General features: G+C 67.3%; 18 protein-coding genes. 2 read left to right on the top strand and 16 right to left on the bottom strand.

The window, feature by feature from the left end; genetic code table 11:
- Window positions 1–10: 10 nt before the first annotated feature.
- Window positions 11–940, top strand: coding sequence for an LLM class flavin-dependent oxidoreductase (locus AC5Y7V_RS06210; RefSeq protein WP_499879159.1), 930 nt, complete (start codon window positions 11–13; stop codon window positions 938–940).
- Here AC5Y7V_RS06210 and rplO read toward each other — a convergent pair whose 3' ends face one another.
- The 15 genes from rplO to AC5Y7V_RS06135 form a co-directional block, all read right to left on the bottom strand.
- Window positions 941–1,381: a 50S ribosomal protein L15 gene (rplO, locus tag AC5Y7V_RS06205; RefSeq protein WP_067006245.1), complete on the bottom strand. Its 441-nt coding sequence runs from the start codon at window positions 1,379–1,381 to the stop codon at window positions 941–943.
- Window positions 1,378–1,560 carry a 50S ribosomal protein L30 gene (rpmD, locus tag AC5Y7V_RS06200; RefSeq protein ID WP_067006248.1) on the bottom strand — a complete coding sequence of 61 codons (183 nt, stop codon included), beginning with the start codon at window positions 1,558–1,560 and terminating at the stop codon, window positions 1,378–1,380. The genes rplO and rpmD overlap by 4 nt, the downstream gene beginning before the upstream one ends.
- On the bottom strand, window positions 1,557–2,252 hold the full coding sequence (gene rpsE / locus AC5Y7V_RS06195; protein ID WP_499879158.1) for a 30S ribosomal protein S5: 696 nt from the start codon (window positions 2,250–2,252) through the stop codon (window positions 1,557–1,559). Before rpsE ends, rpmD begins: the two co-directional genes overlap by 4 nt.
- Window positions 2,253–2,274: 22 nt before the next feature.
- Window positions 2,275–2,643 (bottom strand): 50S ribosomal protein L18, encoded by a 369-nt coding sequence (gene rplR, locus AC5Y7V_RS06190; protein ID WP_499879627.1) that lies wholly within the window; start codon window positions 2,641–2,643, stop codon window positions 2,275–2,277.
- Window positions 2,644–2,684: 41 nt separating this feature from the next.
- The gene (gene rplF, locus AC5Y7V_RS06185; RefSeq protein ID WP_499879157.1) at window positions 2,685–3,224 is read right to left on the bottom strand and encodes a 50S ribosomal protein L6; all 540 of its coding nucleotides are present in this window, start codon (window positions 3,222–3,224) and stop codon (window positions 2,685–2,687) included.
- An 11-nt stretch (window positions 3,225–3,235) separates the two neighbouring features.
- Window positions 3,236–3,634, bottom strand: coding sequence for a 30S ribosomal protein S8 (rpsH, locus tag AC5Y7V_RS06180; RefSeq protein WP_067158795.1), 399 nt, complete (start codon window positions 3,632–3,634; stop codon window positions 3,236–3,238).
- A 19-nt stretch (window positions 3,635–3,653) separates the two neighbouring features.
- Complete coding sequence (locus AC5Y7V_RS06175; RefSeq protein WP_003873499.1) at window positions 3,654–3,839, bottom strand: type Z 30S ribosomal protein S14; 186 nt, start codon at window positions 3,837–3,839, stop codon at window positions 3,654–3,656.
- Window positions 3,840–3,843: 4 nt separating this feature from the next.
- Window positions 3,844–4,407 (bottom strand): 50S ribosomal protein L5, encoded by a 564-nt coding sequence (gene rplE / locus AC5Y7V_RS06170; RefSeq protein WP_067158794.1) that lies wholly within the window; start codon window positions 4,405–4,407, stop codon window positions 3,844–3,846.
- Window positions 4,407–4,724, bottom strand: a complete 318-nt coding sequence (gene rplX, locus AC5Y7V_RS06165) for a 50S ribosomal protein L24 (protein ID WP_067158792.1) — start codon at window positions 4,722–4,724, stop codon at window positions 4,407–4,409. The genes rplE and rplX overlap by 1 nt, the downstream gene beginning before the upstream one ends.
- The gene (gene rplN, locus AC5Y7V_RS06160) at window positions 4,725–5,093 is read right to left on the bottom strand and encodes a 50S ribosomal protein L14 (RefSeq protein WP_003403649.1); all 369 of its coding nucleotides are present in this window, start codon (window positions 5,091–5,093) and stop codon (window positions 4,725–4,727) included. It abuts the gene before it with no gap.
- 279 nt (window positions 5,094–5,372) lie between these two features.
- Window positions 5,373–6,887 (bottom strand): HNH endonuclease signature motif containing protein, encoded by a 1,515-nt coding sequence (locus AC5Y7V_RS06155; protein ID WP_499879156.1) that lies wholly within the window; start codon window positions 6,885–6,887, stop codon window positions 5,373–5,375.
- A gap of 35 nt (window positions 6,888–6,922) precedes the next feature.
- Window positions 6,923–7,849: a DUF4436 domain-containing protein gene (locus AC5Y7V_RS06150; RefSeq protein WP_499879626.1), complete on the bottom strand. Its 927-nt coding sequence runs from the start codon at window positions 7,847–7,849 to the stop codon at window positions 6,923–6,925.
- Window positions 7,850–7,996: 147 nt separating this feature from the next.
- A complete protein-coding gene (locus AC5Y7V_RS06145; RefSeq protein ID WP_499879625.1) occupies window positions 7,997–8,956 on the bottom strand; it encodes a DUF4436 domain-containing protein in 960 nt (319 codons plus the stop codon).
- Window positions 8,957–9,150: 194 nt separating this feature from the next.
- Window positions 9,151–10,041 (bottom strand): formylglycine-generating enzyme family protein, encoded by an 891-nt coding sequence (locus AC5Y7V_RS06140; RefSeq protein ID WP_499879155.1) that lies wholly within the window; start codon window positions 10,039–10,041, stop codon window positions 9,151–9,153.
- 21 nt (window positions 10,042–10,062) lie between these two features.
- Complete coding sequence (locus AC5Y7V_RS06135) at window positions 10,063–11,004, bottom strand: DUF4436 domain-containing protein (protein ID WP_499879154.1); 942 nt, start codon at window positions 11,002–11,004, stop codon at window positions 10,063–10,065.
- A 259-nt stretch (window positions 11,005–11,263) separates the two neighbouring features.
- Between AC5Y7V_RS06135 and pstS the strand changes: the two genes are divergently transcribed.
- On the top strand, window positions 11,264–12,391 hold the full coding sequence (gene pstS / locus AC5Y7V_RS06130) for a phosphate ABC transporter substrate-binding protein PstS (protein ID WP_499879153.1): 1,128 nt from the start codon (window positions 11,264–11,266) through the stop codon (window positions 12,389–12,391).
- Window positions 12,392–12,395: 4 nt separating this feature from the next.
- On the opposite strand, the gene AC5Y7V_RS06125 is transcribed toward pstS, so the two are convergent.
- Window positions 12,396–13,322, bottom strand: a complete 927-nt coding sequence (locus AC5Y7V_RS06125; protein WP_499879152.1) for a DUF4436 domain-containing protein — start codon at window positions 13,320–13,322, stop codon at window positions 12,396–12,398.
- Window positions 13,323–13,327 lie beyond the last annotated feature (5 nt).

Here is a 13,327-nt window from a genome sequence, read left to right as displayed (position 1 = left end):
CGGTGGTCGGGTGAGGTTTTCCATCGCGATCCCCCAATTCGACTATGACGGCTTCGACGCCGCAGGCCTTCGCGCCTACCTCGCCCGCGCCGAGGAGCTCGGGTTCGAGGGCGGCTGGGTGCTCGAGCAGGTCATCGGCGAGGCGCCGCTACTGGCGCCGTTGGAGCTGCTGGCGTATTGCGCCGCCTGCACCGAGCGGCTGCGCCTCGGGGTCGCCGTCCTGGTTTCGTCCCTGCACGACCCGCTGCAGCTGGCGTCGTCGGCCACCGCCGTCGACCGGCTCAGCCACGGGCGGCTGGACCTCGGCGTCGGGGCCGGTGGCGGCTTTCGCCGATTCGACGCCTTCGGGGTCGAAAAGGCAACGTACATCTCGTATTTCACCGAGGGCCTGGAGCTGATGAAGGCGGCGTGGTCCGACGAGCCCCGGGTGACGTTTCACGGCCGGTTCCGCGACGTCGACCACGTGCCGATCCAGCCCAAGCCGGTGCAGCGGCCGCATCCGCCGATCTGGTTCGGCGGGCTGGCCCCCAAGGCGCTGGCCAGGGCGGTGCGCCACGGCGACTCATTTCTGGGCGCGGGCTCGTCGACCACCGAGGCGTTCGCCGGGGCCGTCACCGTGGTGCGCCGCGAGCTCGCCGAACAGCGGAAAGACCCCGCGCACTTCACCATTGGCAAGCGGGTCTACCTGACGGTCGACGACGACGCCGCAAAAGCCCGCGAACGCGTCCTCGAAGGGCTCCACCGCATCTACGGCGATTCCATTCCCGGCGGCGAAAACGTGCCGGTGTCGGGCACGCCCGACGACGTGGCGCGCGGGCTGCGCGAGGTGATCGACGCGGGGGCCGAATACCTGCTACTCAACCCCGTCGGCCCCGACGTCGACGAGAACCGCGAACAGATGGAACGCCTTGCCGCGGAGGTCATTCCGCAGCTGAGCTGATTACAGCTCGGTGACCGAGCCGCCCGCCGCGGTGATCTTCTCGCGCGCGCTGCCGCTGAACTTGTGCGCGGACAGATCGACCTTGACGGTCAGCTTGCCGTCGCCGAGGACCTTGACCAGCGAGTTGCGGCGAACCGCGCCCTTGGCCACCAGCTCGTCCACGCCGACGGAACCGCCCTGCGGGAACAGCCGGTTGATGTCGCCGACGTTGACGATCTCGTACTCGGTGCGGAACCGGTTCCGGAACCCCTTGAGCTTGGGCAGCCGCATGTGAATCGGCATCTGGCCACCCTCGAAGGTCGCCGGCACGTTCTTGCGGGCCTTGGTGCCCTTGGTGCCGCGGCCGGCCGACTTGCCCTTGGAGCCCTCGCCGCGACCCACCCGGGTGCGCGCCTTCTTCGACCCGGGCGCGGGCTTCAGGTCGTGCAGTTTGATGGTCATTTGGCCTCCTCCACCTGCACCAGGTGGCGCACCACCGCGATCAGGCCGCGGGTCTGTGCGTTGTCCTCACGGACCACCGAGTGGCGGATCCGCCGCAGGCCCAGAGTCCGCAGGCTTTCGCGCTGCTTCCAGCGGGCACCGATGGTGCTGCGCACCTGGGTGATCTTGAGCTGACTCATGGTTGCGCTCCCGAAATCTGAGCCTCACGCGCAGCCGCCGCACTGGCCAGTGCGTCGCTTTCCCGGCGCGCCTTCAACATTCCGGCCGGGGCGACGTCCTCGATCGGCAGTCCGCGGCGAGCGGCCACCTCCTCGGGACGCTGCAGGAGCTTGAGCGCGGCGACCGTTGCGTGCACCACGTTGATCGCGTTGTCGCTGCCCAAAGACTTGGCCAGGATGTCGTGCACCCCAGCGCATTCCAGCACTGCACGGGCCGCACCGCCGGCGATGACACCGGTACCCGGGCTGGCGGGGCGCAGCAGCACGACGCCCGCGGCCGCCTCACCCTGAACCGGGTGCGTGATGGTGCCGCCGATGAGCGGCACCCGGAAGAAGCCCTTGCGGGCCTCCTCCACGCCCTTGGCGATCGCGGCCGGCACCTCCTTGGCCTTGCCGTAGCCGACGCCGACCATGCCGTTGCCGTCACCGACGATGACCAACGCGGTGAAGCTGAATCGCCGTCCACCCTTGACCACCTTCGAGACGCGGTTGATGGCGACGACCCGCTCGAGGTAGTTGCTCTTGTCGCCGTCGCGATCCCGTCCGCCGCGGCCACCACCGTCGCGCCGGCCGCGGCCGTCGCGGCCGTCACCGCGCGAGTCGCGGCTGTCGCGGCTGTCTGGGCCCTGCCCGCCGGCCGACTGTTCCGCCATTATGCGGTCCTTCCAGTTGTCATCAGAATTGCAATCCGTTCTCGCGCGCGGCATCCGCCAGCGCCGCGATCCGTCCGCCGTAGGTGTAGCCGCCGCGGTCGAAGACCACGGTGTCGATGCCGGCCGCCTTGGCGCGCTCGGCGATCAACTGACCCACCCGCACGCTGCGCGCCTTCTTGTCGCCGTCCAGGCCGCGCACGTCCGACTCGATCGACGACGCCGCGGCCAGCGTGGTGCCGTTCTCGTCGTTGACCAGTTGCACGTGGATGTGCCGCGCGGAGCGGTTCACCACCAGCCGCGGACGCTGTGGGGTGCCCGCCAGCTTCTTGCGCAGCCGCGCGTGCCTGCGCAGCCGGGAGACCCGCCTGGTCGCGGATACGTTCTGCCCCACCGGCTTTCCGGCGGTGACGGCTGTCTTTGCTTGCGCCATGACTACTTACCTGTCTTTCCGACCTTGCGGCGGATCTGCTCGCCCTCGTAGCGCACGCCCTTGCCCTTGTACGGGTCGGGACGGCGCAGGCGGCGGATGTTCGCCGAGATCTGACCGACCTTCTGCTTGTCGATCCCGGTGATCGTGAACTTCGTCGGCGACTGGACCGCGAACGTGATGCCCTCGGGCGCCTCGATCACCACCGGATGGCTGTAGCCCAGCGCGAACTCGAGGTTGGAACCCTTGAGCTGCACGCGGTAGCCGACGCCGAAGATCTCCATCTTGACGGTGTAGCCCTCCGTCACGCCGGTGACCAGGTTGGACACCAGCGTGCGCGACAGCCCGTGCAGCGAGCGGTTGCGCCGCTCGTCGTTGGGCCGGGTGACCACGATCGCGCCGTCGTCGTTGCGCGCCACCATGATCGGTTCGGCCACCGTCAGATTCAGGGTGCCCTTGGGGCCCTTCACCGAGACGTTCTGGCCCTCGATCGTTACGTCGACTCCGGTGGGAACCGGAACCGGCTGCTTACCAATTCGCGACATGTTTTAACCCCTCACCACACGTACGCGAGGACTTCGCCGCCCACGCCCTGTCTGGCTGCCTGGCGGTCGGTGAGCAGACCCGACGAGGTCGAGATTATCGCCACGCCCAGTCCGCCGAGCACGCGCGGCAGGTTGGTGGATTTCGCGTATACCCGCAAGCCCGGCTTGGACACGCGGCGCAAACCGGCGATGCTGCGCTCCCGGCTCGGCCCGTACTTGAGCTGGACGACCAGCGACTTGCCGACCCGAGCGTCCTCGGTGTGGAAGTCGTTGATGTAGCCCTCGTTCTTGAGGATCTGGGCGATGTTGGCCTTGATCTTGGAGTGCGGCAACGTCACCTCGTCGTGATACGCCGAATTGGCGTTACGCAGACGCGTCAGGAAGTCTGCGATCGGGTCCGTCATCGTCATAGTTCAGTCCTATGTCCCGTCACCAGCTGCTCTTCTGCACGCCGGGCAGCTCACCCGCGTGCGCCATCTCCCGCAGGCAGATCCTGCAGAGCCCGAACTTGCGGAACACCGCGCGCGGGCGTCCGCACTTGTTGCAGCGGGTGTAGCCGCGCACCGCGAACTTCGGCTTGCGCGCGGCCTTGTTAACCAGTGCCTTTTTAGCCATCTAGTCAGTTCTCCTTGAACGGAAAGCCGAGGGCTCGCAACAGCGCTCGTCCTTCGTCGTCGGTCGTCGCCGAGGTGACGACGTTGATGTCCATGCCGCGGACCCGGTCGATCTTGTCCACGTCGATCTCGTGGAACACCGACTGCTCGGCCAGTCCGAACGTGTAGTTGCCGACGCCGTCGAACTGCTTGGGCGAAAGCCCGCGGAAGTCACGGATACGCGGCAGCGCGATCGAGGTGAGCCGGTCGAGGAACTCCCACATGCGGTCCCCGCGCAGCGTCACCCGCGCGCCGATCGGCATGCCCTCGCGCAACTTGAACTGCGCGATGGACTTTCGAGCCTTGCGGATCTCCGGCTTCTGGCCGGTGATCAGCGCCAGGTCGTTGACCGCACCGTTGATCAGCTTGGCGTCGCGTGCCGCGTCGCCGACCCCCATGTTGACGACGACCTTGGTGATGGTCGGGATCTGCATGACGTTGCCGTAGCCGAACTGCTTGTGCAGCGCGTCCCGAATCTCGTTGCGGTAGCGCTCTTTGAGGCGCGGCTGCACCTTCTCTGCTGTGGTCATCAGATGTCCTTGCCGTTGCGCTTGGAGACGCGGACCCGCTTGCCGGTTTCCTCGTCCACCCGGTAGCCGATGCGGGTGGGTTTGCCGTCCGAGTCGACCACCATCACGTTGGACACGTGGATCGGGGCTTCCTGCGTGACGATGCCGCCCGAGCGGGCGCCGCGCTGGTTGGTGGAAATCGCGGTGTGCTTCTTGATGCGGTTGACGCCCTCGACCAGCACGCGGTTGCGCTCCGGGTAGGCCTGCAGCACCTTGCCCTTGGCGCCCTTGTCCTTGCCCGCGATGACGAGGACGGTGTCGCCCTTGTGGACCTTCATCTACAACACCTCCGGGGCCAGCGAGATGATCTTCATGAATCGCTTCTCGCGCAGTTCGCGGCCGACCGGCCCGAAGATGCGCGTCCCGCGGGGGTCGTTGTCCGGCTTGATGATCACCGCGGCGTTCTCGTCGAACTTGATGTAGCTGCCGTCCGGACGCCGGCGCTCCTTGACCGTGCGCACCACGACGGCCTTGACGACGTCCCCGCGCTTGACGTTGCCGCCGGGGATGGCGTCCTTGACCGTGGCGACGATGACGTCACCGATGCCGGCGTAGCGTCGCGACGATCCGCCGAGCACCCGGATGCACAAGATCTCCTTGGCGCCGGTGTTGTCGGCAACCTTCAGCCGCGATTCCTGCTGAATCACTCGATCTCCTGACCTGGTTACGTTTGCACAGCAGGAAATCACCTGACATGCGCGGTCTTTGTCACCGAAGGGCACGCAGGGCCGATTCGCACCGGCCGAGGTCTGCCCAAGGCAACCCCTAGAGTCTAGGGGACGACCAGCTCAGAGCCAAATTCGCCTAGAAAGGCGCGCAGCGTTGGAGACGCCGGGGCGCTCGGCCGGCCGGGACCACGGGCTGCTGAAAGGGGACAGCCGCAGGCCCACGCACCGCGGACCTCGGGAATTAAACCTACCCACCGCCTAGAAGGGTGGGGGTTCGTCGTCGTCGTCGGCGGGTGGGGCGGGCAGGGTGTAGCTCCAGGCCTCGGTCCGGCGGGCGGTGCGGGCGTCGCGGTTGTGTCGGCGTTCGGCGGCGACGCGGTAGGCGCGGTCTTGGGCGCGGGTGCGCCGGCGTTTGGGCATCATCGCGGTGCGCTCGCCGCAGTAATCCGGGGCCGGGTCGGCCTCGGGCGTCGGCATCCCGCCCACCGAATAACACAAGCTGGGGAACAGCAGCGCGCTGCCCGGGGTCGTCACGTAGGTGTGCCCGGCCGGGGAAGTCAGGATCAGCGTCCCATCGGCGAGTTGCTGTTCGGCCCAGCCGAAGAAGGTTTTGATCAAATGATGAGTTCTGCAGTAGCACTTCAGATTTGACGCGTGCGTGGCCCCGCCCTGGGCATAGGGGATCGTATGATCCAGGTCGCAGCCGGTGGCCGGGGCATCGCAGCCCGGCCAGCGACACGTCAGATCCCGGCAGCGCACGAAATCGGCCAACGCCTTCGACGGCACATACCCGTCCTCGGGCGGCGCCTCGCCGGGGTGGATCAGCGGCGTCAACTTGGCCGACTTCGCGAGTTCGGCGAGCAGTTCGGGCGGGATCAGCCCGTCGGCACCCACCTCCGAGGCCGGCGCCGAGCCCCGCCCGTCGAGGGTGGCCTGCTCGGCGATCACATGAATCACCACCGGACCCGCCGGCGGGCGCTTCCCCGCCGCGCAATCGGGGCGCCCACACCGACACCCCAACCGATCCGCGCCCGCGGCCAGCGCCCCCAACGCATCAGCGCGACGCTGCTCACGGGTACGCGGGTCATGCACACACACGGTCGCAGCCAACCCGTTCAGCCGCTTCTCCAACGCATGCGCATCCGGGGACAACAGCACCCCACCGAACTCCGCCCGCCCATCCTGATCCGGGCCGACCCACACCTCGCGATCCCGCTGAGCCTTGGCGCGCCGGCGCACCGCATCCACATCGGCCTTGGCGACAATCTTGTCCACCTGGGCACTTAGCCGGCCCCGGCTCATCGAGGGCCAGCGCGCCACATTGGCCGCCAACCGCGCATCCACGCCCGCCAGCACGTCGGGATCCTCGATCAGATCCGTGCGGTACACGATCGTCTGAAACAACCGGTAATCGATATCCCCGGCGGCAAACACCTCCCCCACCTGCGGCAGCCGCTCGCGCATGGCACGGGCGTAGCGCAGCCGTCTCGCGGCGAGCCCCTGGCTGATCCGCAATGCCGCCCCCACCTCGGCCGCCACCGCCTCCATGGTGTCGATCGCCCAATCCTCGGTGTCCGAACACCGCGAGAGCCGGTAGCCGAACAACCGCCCGATCGCATCCAACTGCGCGGCCGCCTGACGGTTCTCGGTCCGCGCCGCCGAGCAGATCTCCTCGATCAACGCGGCAGACTCCGCGGTCTTCGACGGATAGCACCGCTCGATCTCTTCGTCGAACCGGGCGATCACCTCGGCACGGGTCGGTTCATCGAACATGTGTTCGAGTATGCCACAGCCCTGCGACAAGAGCGTCAGCTCGAATGTCGGTACCAGGCGGCGATATAGAGGACCAGCGCGGTGGCCAGCGCTATCAGCACCCAGATCACCACGGCCTGGTCGATCCACGAACCCGCGGGCGGGGTCCCCGGCAGGATGTTGCGCAACGGCACGACGGCGAACAGCATCGCGGCATACCAGGTGGAAAAGGGCGGCAGGAATTGCCGTCGGCCGGTCAGCATCTGAATGGCCACGAACAGCGCCAGCGTGGGCAGCGTGATGAGGACCAGGCAGATCCCGAGGTCGAACACCAGCGGGCCCTTGGCCCGGTGCAGCTCGATGACGACGTTGTCCGGGCGATCGGGGTCGCTCGGGTTGCGCGCGACCCGGGTGGCGGAGATGTCCCAGCCGTCCAGCTTCCCGGTCACTTCGACCCGACCGGGTTTCAGTACGCGGTTTTCCCCGGACCCGATGAGAACGTCGGACTGGATGGTGTCGGTCCGGTACGAGTCGAACGGCCAGTCGCTGGGGTCACCGTGGGCCTCGATGGTGGTGGCCACCTGCGCCGGCAGCTTCCCCACCGGGTACTGCAGGTCTCCCAGGTCGTTCTGCGGAAAGATGCGCACGGAGGTGTCGGTGTTCAACACGTTGAGGCGCTTGTTGATCATCGAATCGTCCGGCATCACAAGCACCTTCACGTCGAGGCGGTTCGCCACGGTGTGCAGCTGCTCGAAACGCATCAAGACCACGGTGCCGTCGGCGGTGTTCAGTACGGGGTCGGGAAGCGGGCCCGGTGCGGTGGCCAGCCAGTGATACCCGAGCAGCGACAGGACGTAGACGACGGCAACGCCCACGATGATCGAGATGTCGAGGAAGAGGTGGCGCCGTCGCGGCTTACGCGCGGGCGGGTCGGCGGGTGCGGTTGGTGCCGCGGGGGCAGCGCCGTGGCCATTTGTGGGCAGCGCTACGACGACGTCCCGTTCAACCGACACGGACGGAGACTAGCAACGGAGCAGTTTGCTGGCACCTTGAAGCGAGCCCCGCTACGAGTTCTTAACACACGGTGCTACCAGCTTTAACACAAGGCCGTTAACCGGCGCGCCGGAGCGTCAGTCCCCTTGCCGCACCCAGGCGAAAATGTACAGGCTCATCGCCGTCACGAGCGCGATCAGCACCCACTGGACGATGGCCTGGTCGATCCAGGAACCGGGCGGTGGGGCGCCGGGCAGGATGTTGCGCAACGGGACGATCGCGAACAGGTTCGCGGCGTACCAGGTTGCGAAGGGCGGCAAGAACTTACGCCTGCCCAGCGCCATCGGGATTGCCACCAACAGCGCCAGGGTGGGCAGGCTGATCAGCACCAGGCAGATGCCGAGGTCGAAGATCAGCGGCCCCTTGGCCCGCTTCAGGGTGACGACCACGTTCCCGTTGTCGGAACCGCGTTGGGTGGGCAGCGCGGCGGGGTCGTGCACCCGGTGGACGCTGACGTCCCACCCGTCCAGCTCGCCGGTTACCTCGACGCGGGCGGGCACCTTCTTGACGTTGTCGCCCGAGCCGACGAACGCATCGGCCGAGATCGGCTCGGTGCTGTAGGAATCGAAGGGCCAGTTGCCGGGATCGCCGTGCGCCTCGATGGTCGTGCTGAGTTGGGCGGGGGCTTTCCCCCTCGGGTAATGCAGGTCCCCCAGGTCGCTCGTCGGATACAGGCGCACACCGACGTCGGTGCCCAGCACGTCGAGGCGGTTGTCGTAGGCCGAAATCCCAGGATAGACAAGCACATTCACCGTTAGGCGATTCGCGGTGGTCTTGAGTTCCTCGAGGCGCAGCTGCACGATGGTCGCGTCGCCGCCACCCTGGCTCAGGTCCAGTGGGGGAAGCGGTGCCTCGGCCTCCTGCAGCTGATGGACACCGAACAGCGACAGGGCGTAGGCCGAGACGACGACCACGAGGATGGCGATGCCGATCGCGATGCGCGGCTTCGACCGTTGCTTGCGCGGCGGCGGCGGGGGCGCGGGCGGCGCGTCCGAGGGCGGCGGCGGGGCCGATGTCGTCGGGGCCTCGGTGGTCACTGCCACTCCGCTGATGACATCTGGCTCGTCGACGGCCGACACGTGGCGATGCTAGCGAATCCGCGGCGGCCGCGCGCGACGATGGAAGGTCCGTCACTTACCGTCCATCCGGCGGTAACCCGCCGGTCGCTTTCGCCGCCTGAGGTGCGGCGCAGATCGGGGCTCGGTTTGCTGCCCGGCCGGCGCGAGGCAGCTTATCCCGACGCCGCATCCAGCACGCAGCGAAACCCGATGTGGGTCGTCGCGGTGTCCTGCGACTGCGGCGACCGTGCGGCCGGCCGGTAGCGGTGGCAGTATTCCGGCGCGCAGAGATGCGATCCGCCCTTCAGCGCCTGGCTGACGCTCGGGTCCGCAGGTCCCGAGGGTGCGCAACAGGCTTTCGGCGGCTGGTCGAGCCGGTGGTGCGCGGAAAACTCGGTGGCGGTCCACTCCCACACGTTGCCGATCATGTCGAGCAGCCCAAATCCGTTGGGCGGGAACGCCCCGACCGGGGAGGTCCCCACCCAACCGAGCGCGCCGTCGTTGCGGTACGGGAATTTTCCCTGCCACGTGTTGGCCATCAGCCGACCGTCGGGATTCGCGTCCTCTCCCCAGGCGTACGTCCACGAATTTCCGCCGCGGGCCGCGTACTCCCACTCCGCCTCGGTGGGCAGCCGCCGGCCGGCCCACCGCGCATACGCGGTGGCGTCGGGATACGCCACCTGCACCACCGGATGGTCCGCCCGTTCCGCGAGATCGCTGCCCGGCCCGAACGGATTTCGCCAACTGGCGCCCGGCACCCAGGCCCACCACTGGCGCCAGTCACGCAGGTCGACCGGCCCCGCCGTCGGGCGGAAGACCATGGCGCCCGGAACCAGGTCTGCAGGATCCGCGCCCGGGTAAAGCGCCGGGTCGATCGGCCGCTCGGCCACCGTGACATAGCCTGTGGCGGAGACGAATTCAGCAAACTGCGCGTTGGTCACCGGGTGCCGCTCCACCGCGAACGGCCCGACCGTCACGGTGTGGATGGGCGCCTCTTCGGGGTAGAAGCTCGTCGAGCCCATCCGAAACGATCCGCCCGGCAGGTCGACCAGCTCGGTAAGCACCCCTTCAGGGTAGGACGGGCCTCAGTCCGATTGTCGGTACCAGGTGAACATGTACAGGGCCATCGCGGCGACGAGCGCCATCAGCACCCAAATCACCAAGACCTGGTCGATCCAGGCACCCGGTGGCGGAGACCCCGGTAGGAAATTGCGTATCGGGATCACGGCGAACAGCATGGCGGCGAACCAGGTCACGAAGGGCGGCACGAATTTCCTTCTGCCCAGCGCGATTTGGATGGCCACGGCGAAAGCCAGGGTGGGCAGGGCGAACAGCACCAGGCAGATGCCCAAGTCGAAGATCAGCGGCCCCTTGGCCCGGTGCAGCGTGATGATCACGTTGTCGGGGCGGTCCGCCTCCTGGCTTGCTTCACCCACCCGCTGGACGCTGACGTCCCAACCGTCCAGCGCCCCGGTGACTTCCACCCGGGCCGGTATGTATTGGCGGGCGTCGCCCTGCCCGACGAGCACCTCCGCCGACAGGGTGTCGGTGCTGTAGGAGTCGAACGGCCAGTTGTTGGGATCGCCGTGCGCCTCGATCGTGGTGGCGACCTGCGCCGGCGACTTGCCCGCCGGGTATTGCAGGTCACCGAGGTCGTTCGCGGGGTCCATCCGCACGGCGGTGTCGGTCTTCAGCACGTCGAGGCGCTTGTCGAACATGGAGTCCTCGGGAATCACGAGCACCTTGACCGTCAGGCGATTCGCGACGGTTTCCAGCTTCTCCAGCCGCACCAGAACGACGGTGTCGCCGGTCGCGTTCAAGTCCGGCGGCTTGATCGGTGCGGCCGATTTGGCCAGCAAATGGACCCCGAACAGCGACAGGCCGTAGACGATGAGGAACGCCACCAGGATGCCGATCACCAACAGGGTGCGCTTCCGGCCGCGAGCGGGGGGCGCCTCGGGGGGTGCGGCGGCCGGTTGTTCCGGTGGCGTTGGAGGCGGCGGAGCCGGTGGGGCTTGATGGGTCATCGGTCGACACCTCCGTTGGATTGCGGCAACTCGGCGGGCCCTGCGCGGATTGATCGTAGCGAACCGGTCGCGTCCGCGCGATGGATCGGAATTTACTTCATCAATCAGGTAATTTCCGTCAACCCGCCGAACCGTTGTTCGCTACCCAGCGAAACCGGCGGCCGCCCCAATTGATGACCAGTTCATCCGTTGTTGGTTTGCCTGTTAATTCGGTGGCTGTAGAAGTCTGAGGTGTATCCATCGCCGGGAGGCAACCACCGTGAAGCACAAGCGCTCAGCCGCCGCCATCAGCTTGTTGGCCGCGGCCGCGATGGTGAGCTCGGCTTGCACCAACTCCCACGCCACCCTGGCGTACGCCGCGGGCGCGAAGGTCGACTGCGGCGGCAAGCAGACCCTGATCGCCAGCGGCTCGACCGCGCAGCAGAACGCGATGACGAAGTTCGTCGAGGCCTACCACCGGGCCTGCCCGGGACAGAACCTCAACTACACCGCCAACGGGTCGGGAGCGGGGATCAAAGAATTCCTGGCCGGAAAGACAGATTTCGGCGGATCGGACATACCGCTTTCCGACGATCAATACGCCGCCGCCAAACAGCGGTGCGGCGGAGCCGACGCCTGGAACCTGCCCGTGGTGTTCGGCCCGCTGGCCATCACCTACAACCTCGGCGCCGTCGACTCCCTGGTGCTCGACGCGCCCACCCTGGCCAAGATCTTCAACGGCACCATCACCCGTTGGGACGACCCGGCGCTTACCGCGTTCAACACGTCCATGCCGGCCGAGGACATCAAAGTCGTCTACCGCAGCGACGATTCGGGTACCACCGACAACTTCCAGTCCTACCTGTCCTCCGCGTCCGGCGGGGTGTGGAAACAGGGCACCGGCAAGGCGTTCAAGGGCGGGGTCGGCATCGGCGCCGCCGGCAACAAGGGCACCTCGGAGCTCGTGAAAACCACCGAGGGCGCGATCAGTTACAACGAGTTGTCGTTCGCGCTGCAGCAGGGTCTTTTCGCCGCCGAGATCAAGACCCCGGCGAGCCGCAGGTCCCTGCGTCCGGTGCGGATCGGCACCGACACGGTCGGCAAGACGATCATGGGCGCCAAGATCACTGGCGCCGGCAACAACCTGGTGCTCGACATTTCGTCGTTCTACAACCCCGCTCAACCCGACGTCTACCCGATCGTCCTGGCCACCTACGAGATCGTCTGCTCGAAGTACCCCAACGCCGAAGACGCCAGGGCGGTCAAGGCGTTCCTGCAGGCGGCGATCGGGCCGGGCCAGGTGGAGCTGGCGCGCAACGGCTACATCCCGCTGCCACCCGACTTCCAATCGCGGGTCTCCAGCGCCGTCGACGCGATCAGTTCGGCGGGCGCGGCAGTCGCGGAGTAGGCGATCAGCCCTTCTTCGGCGATCTTCGATCGCGTTGCTGCCACCAGCCGGAGAGGAACAGGGCCATCGCGGTGACCAGTCCGATCAGGACCCACAGCACGACGGCCTGGTCGATCCACGAACCGTACGGCGGGCTACCCGGCAGGATACTGCGCAGCGGGACGATGGCGAACAGCATCGCGCCGTACCACGTCACCATCGGCGGCAGGAACGAGGTCCTGCCCAACGCCACCGGAATGGCCACCCACAACGCCAGCACGGGCAGGGCGATGAGGACGAGGCAGATGCCGATGTCGAAGATCAGCGGGCCCTTGGCGCGTTTCAGGGTGATGATCACGTCGTCCTGGATGTCCGGGTTGGAGTCCGAGGGGTCGTGGACGCGGGTGACGGTGGCGTCCCAGCCGTCCAGCTTTCCGGTTGCCTCGAGGCGCGCGGGTGACTTTTCGCGGTTCTGCCCGGAGCCGGTGAACACGTCGGCCGCGATGACCTCCGTCTTGTAGGTGTCGAAGGGCCAGTTGCCGGGATCGCCATGCGCCTCGATGGTGGTGCTGACCTGCGCCGGCGCCTTTCCGACCGGGTACTGCAGGTCGCCGAGGTCGTTCTCCGGGTAAAGGCGCACGGCGGCGTCGGTGGTGAGCACCCCGAAGTTCTTGTCGTACAGCGAATCCTTCGGGTAGACAAGGACATTCACCGTCAAACGGTTGGCGACGGTATCCAGTTTCTCGAGCCGGACCTGCACGACGCTGTCTTCGGCCTCGACCTTGCTCAGGTCCACCGACGGCAGCGGGGGCGCCGATTTCGCCAGCAGGTGCACCGCGATCAGCGACAGCACGTAGATGACGATGAGAAAGACGATGATCCCGAACGCGATCGCCAGACGCGGACCTCGCGCCTGGGGTGGCGCCGGTGGCGGGGGTGCTTCGATGGTCATTGGGG

The organism is Mycobacterium sp. NGS34 (genome assembly GCF_059812845.1).
The sequence above is the reverse complement of the archived record's forward strand: the minus strand, read 5'-3'. Positions and strand labels throughout refer to the sequence as shown.

Excerpts from the sequence above, each read along its gene's own strand:
- rplX (WP_067158792.1), bottom strand. The coding sequence starts at position 4,724 with ATGAAGGTCCACAAGGGCGACACCGTCCTCGTCATCGCGGGCAAGGAC.
- rpmD (WP_067006248.1), bottom strand. The coding sequence starts at position 1,560 with ATGAGTCAGCTCAAGATCACCCAGGTGCGCAGCACCATCGGTGCCCGC.
- rplO (WP_067006245.1), bottom strand. The coding sequence starts at position 1,381 with ATGACCATCAAACTGCACGACCTGAAGCCCGCGCCCGGGTCGAAGAAG.
- AC5Y7V_RS06175 (WP_003873499.1), bottom strand. The coding sequence starts at position 3,839 with ATGGCTAAAAAGGCACTGGTTAACAAGGCCGCGCGCAAGCCGAAGTTC.
- AC5Y7V_RS06155 (WP_499879156.1), bottom strand. The coding sequence starts at position 6,887 with ATGTTCGATGAACCGACCCGTGCCGAGGTGATCGCCCGGTTCGACGAA.
- rpsH (WP_067158795.1), bottom strand. The coding sequence starts at position 3,634 with ATGACGATGACGGACCCGATCGCAGACTTCCTGACGCGTCTGCGTAAC.
- rplF (WP_499879157.1), bottom strand. The coding sequence starts at position 3,224 with ATGTCGCGAATTGGTAAGCAGCCGGTTCCGGTTCCCACCGGAGTCGAC.
- rpsE (WP_499879158.1), bottom strand. The coding sequence starts at position 2,252 with ATGGCGGAACAGTCGGCCGGCGGGCAGGGCCCAGACAGCCGCGACAGC.
- AC5Y7V_RS06125 (WP_499879152.1), bottom strand. The coding sequence starts at position 13,322 with ATGACCATCGAAGCACCCCCGCCACCGGCGCCACCCCAGGCGCGAGGT.
- AC5Y7V_RS06135 (WP_499879154.1), bottom strand. The coding sequence starts at position 11,004 with ATGACCCATCAAGCCCCACCGGCTCCGCCGCCTCCAACGCCACCGGAA.
- rplE (WP_067158794.1), bottom strand. The coding sequence starts at position 4,407 with ATGACCACAGCAGAGAAGGTGCAGCCGCGCCTCAAAGAGCGCTACCGC.